The 3,894-nt window shown below is 63.9% G+C and carries 4 protein-coding genes; 3 read left to right on the top strand and 1 reads right to left on the bottom strand.

Features of this window, described 5'->3' with window-relative positions; all coding sequences use genetic code 11:
• Nucleotides 1-622 (bottom strand): helix-turn-helix domain-containing protein (locus WBB85_RS04155; protein WP_432637370.1); only part of this gene is annotated, 622 nt, incomplete at its 3' end.
• 85 nt (nucleotides 623-707) lie between these two features.
• On the opposite strand from WBB85_RS04155, the gene WBB85_RS04160 reads away from it, so the two are divergent.
• From WBB85_RS04160 to WBB85_RS04170, 3 genes are all read left to right on the top strand, one after another.
• On the top strand, nucleotides 708-2,219 hold the full coding sequence (locus WBB85_RS04160; protein ID WP_432637367.1) for a class I adenylate-forming enzyme family protein: 1,512 nt from the start codon (nucleotides 708-710) through the stop codon (nucleotides 2,217-2,219).
• Nucleotides 2,216-2,875 carry a DsbA family oxidoreductase gene (locus tag WBB85_RS04165; protein ID WP_432637368.1) on the top strand — a complete coding sequence of 220 codons (660 nt, stop codon included), beginning with the start codon at nucleotides 2,216-2,218 and terminating at the stop codon, nucleotides 2,873-2,875. Before WBB85_RS04160 ends, WBB85_RS04165 begins: the two co-directional genes overlap by 4 nt.
• Nucleotides 2,872-3,894: MFS transporter (locus WBB85_RS04170; protein WP_432637369.1), on the top strand; the 1,023-nt coding region annotated here is incomplete at its 3' end. The genes WBB85_RS04165 and WBB85_RS04170, both read left to right, overlap by 4 nt.

A 3,894-nucleotide genomic window follows, 5' to 3' on the forward strand; every position in this document is an offset into this window, starting at 1 on the left:
CGAGCGAGGTGACCCAGAGGATCGTCGCGTCCTCCTCGCTAACGGAGATCACGTTGTGGCCCATCGTGGCGTCGTAATAGGCGCTGTCGCCGCGGCGCAGATCGACGGGTTCGTAGAACTCGGTGTAAAGCCGCGCGACGCCGGTCAGGACATAGAGGAATTCCTCGCCGTCATGGCGCACCCAGCCGTCGAATTCCTCGACCGAGCGGGCACGGATGCGTGCGGTATAGGGCAGCATCTGCTTGGCGCGCAGTGCCCCGGCCATCAAACGGTGCTCATATGTCGCCGTCGCATGGGCCTGTCCCTCACCGGTTTTCGTCACCGCCATACGGCCCGAAACCTGTCCTTTTGATGGTGGCGTGAAAAGCTGCGGTACCGTGATCGACAAGCCTTCGGCCAGCTTCTTCAACGCCTCGTAAGTCGGTGACATCTGGCCGTTTTCGATCTTCGACAGCGTTGACCGCGCCAGCCCCGCCTGCCCCGCCGCCTGTTCCAGCGTCCAGCCGCGTTCCTTGCGCAGTTCCCGCACCCGTTTGCCAAGGTTCAGCGGCTCGGCCGCCTCGCTTTCCACACCGTCGGCGCGGGCAATGCGGATGATGCCGGTCGGGTCGATATCGCTCATCTGTTCATCTCGATAGACATGGCTCTGCATTAACGCCATTCCGCCCCCGCTTGCAACGCCCGGGCCCAGAGCGTAGCGAGGGGAAATGCAGTCCGTCACTGAAACCAAGGCCCATCCCGCCTGCCCTGCACCCTTCAATCTGGCGGCGCATGTGCTGGCGCAGGCCCGCGCGCGGCCCGACCATATCGCGTTGCAGATCATGCGGGCGAATGGCGCCGAACGCTGGAGCTATGGGCGGTTGGAGGCCGCCGTTCGCGGAGTCGCCACAGGGTTTCTGCAAGCCGGGTTGAGACCGGGCGACCGGGTGATGCTGCGGCTTGGCAATGGCGTGGCCTTTCCTTTGGCTTTTCTGGGCGCGGTTACGGCAGGGCTGGTCCCGGTGCCCACCGCCGCCGGGCTGACTGCGGGTGAGGTGACGCGGCTTTGCGCGACCATCCGCCCCGCCCTGATCGTCGCGTGCGCGGGCGTCTCCCTGCCCGAGATGCCACCCTGTCCGGTTCTGCCGGACGCCGACCTTCGGGCGTTCGAAACCCTGTCCCCCGCCGATTACGTCATGGGCGCGCCCGACCGGCTGGCCTATATCGTCTTCACCTCTGGCACGTCGGGCACCCCTCGCGCTGTCGCCCATGCCCATCGCGCGGTCTGGGCACGGGGCATGATGGTGGCGGGCTGGACCGGCATCGGGCCGGAGGACCGGCTGATGCATGCGGGCGCCCTTAACTGGACCTATACGCTCGGCACCGGGCTCTTCGATCCCTGGAGTGCCGGGGCAACCGCGCTGATCCCGGCCGAGGGCGTGGCGGCAGAGATGCTGCCGCTCTTGGCCAAGCGTTTTGATGCGACGATTTTTGCAGCTGTTCCGGGTGTTTACCGCAAGATCCTCAAATCCGGGCAGCCCCTGAACCTGCCCCGTTTGCGCCATGGGCTTTCGGCAGGGGAAAAACTGCCGCCCGGGATGCGTGCTGCGTGGCGGGCGGCAACCGGCACCGATCTGCATGAGGCGATGGGGATGTCGGAATGTTCGACCTTCCTGTCCTCCTCACCCGCCCGGCCCGCACCGGACGGGGCCACCGGCTATGCCCAGCCCGGCCGCCAGATCGCGGTGCTGGGGGAAGATGGCGCACCGGTTCCGCGTGGTACGACGGGTATCCTCGCCGTGCACCGGTCTGATCCCGGTCTGTTTCTGGGTACGCTGAACGGCGATACAATCGATACACTCAAGGGGGATTGGTTCGAAACCGGCGACATGGTGGTGATGGCCGAAGACGGCGCCGTTACCACTCTTGGCCGCACCGACGACATGATCAATGCAGGCGGTTTCCGGGTATCACCGGTGGAGATCGAGGCGGCGATGAATACCCATGCCGGCATCACCGCCAGCGCCGCGGTCGAATTGCAGATCAGGGCCGACACATCGGTCATCGCCCTCTTCTATACTGGCGAGGCCCGGGAAGATGTGCTTTCCCCACATGCCGAAACCTGCCTTTCCCGTTATAAGCAACCGCGCCTCTATCTGCGGCGGAGCGAGATACCGGTGACGCCGAATGGCAAGATAAACCGCCGCGCCTTACGTGAAGAATGGAAGGAAACCCAATGATCCGGCTTGATATTCTCTCTGACATTGCCTGCCCGTGGTGCTATGTCGGCAAGGCCTATCTCGACCGGGCGCTGGAGGCACATGCCAATCATCCTTTCACAATCGAATGGCACCCATTCCAATTGAACCCCGAGATGCCGAAAGAAGGCATGGACCGACGCGCCTATATGGAGGCGAAGTTTGGCGGCAAGGAAGGGGCCGTGCGGGCCTATGCCCCGCTTATTCAGCACGCCGAACAGGCGGGGGTAGAGCTGAACCTTGATAAGATCGCCAAGACGCCGAACACGCTCGACGCGCATCGGCTGATCCATTGGGCGGGGCTTGAGGGGCGGCAGACGCCGATGGTCGCAGCCCTCTTCCGCGCGCTCTGGCGCGACGGGCGCGATGTGGGCGATGCCGATGTGCTGGCCGATATCGCGGGTGAGGTCGGACTTGATCGCGCGATGATGCGCCGTCTGCTGGAGGGCGACGGCGATGCAGAGGATATCCGCGCCCGCGATGCCCATGCCCGTGAACGGGGCGTGACCGGGGTGCCGACTTTCGTCATCGCCAACCAGCATGTGCTGCAGGGCGCGCAACCGACCGAGACCTGGGGCAAGGTGATCGAAGAACTGACGCCGCAGCTTGCCGCACTGCAACAGGATGCGGAACGATGACGGCGATTCCCGACACGACCGCCATCCGCCGCCTGCCGACTGTCGAATTCGTCGCCCTTCTGGCAATGCTTTTCGCGATGACGGCCTTTTCCATCGACGCGATGCTGCCCGCGATGCCGGAAATCGCGGCGGAACTGACGCCGAGCGCGCCGAACCGGGCGCAGCTGATCATCACCAGTTTTGTCCTCGGCATGGGAATCGGCACCTTCGTGACCGGTCCGCTGTCGGACACGTTCGGGCGGCGGGCGGTGATCCTTGGCGGGGCAGTGCTTTATTGCGTGGGTGCTTTGCTCGCCTGGGCAGCGCCGACGCTGGAGCTGGTGCTGGCCGCAAGGCTTTTGCAGGGGCTCGGGGTGGCCGGTCCCCGGATCGCCGGGGTTGCCCTGATCCGCGACCTCTATGCGGGCCGGGACATGGCGCGGCTTGTCTCCTTCGTGATGATGGTCTTCACGCTTGTGCCCGCCGTCGCCCCGCTGTTCGGCGCTTTCATCATCGCGGGCTTTGGCTGGCGCGGGATCTTCGTGGCCTTCGTCCTGTTCGCCATCATTTCGATGACTTGGTTCATGCTGCGGCAGCCCGAGACCTTGCCCGCTGAAAAACGCCGTCCGTTTTCCCCAGCAGCCCTTGTTGAGGCCGCGCGCGAGGTGCTGACCCACCGGCTTGTCATGTCGGTCACGCTGGTCCAGACGCTGGCCTTTGCGTCATTGTTCACCACCCTGTCCTCGACCCAGCAGGTTTTCGACCAAAGTTTCGGCCGGGCCGAGAGTTTTCCGAAATGGTTCGCCGTCATCGCGTTGATCGCGGGCACTGCAAGCATGCTGAACGCAAGGCTTGTGCCGCGTCTCGGCATGCGCTTCATGGTCAGTGCGACCTTTGCTGCCCAGGTTATCAACTCTGCCATCATTCTGGTGGTGTTCTTGTTCGACCTTGCGCCAGATTACATGAATTTCTGGTTCTATCTCTACTGGACAGTTACAGTTTTCTTCATGATCGGCCTGACAATCGGCAATCTCAATGCG

Origin of the sequence: Albidovulum sp. (genome assembly GCF_049646345.1) — a bacterium.
GTDB lineage: Bacteria > Pseudomonadota > Alphaproteobacteria > Rhodobacterales > Rhodobacteraceae > Albidovulum.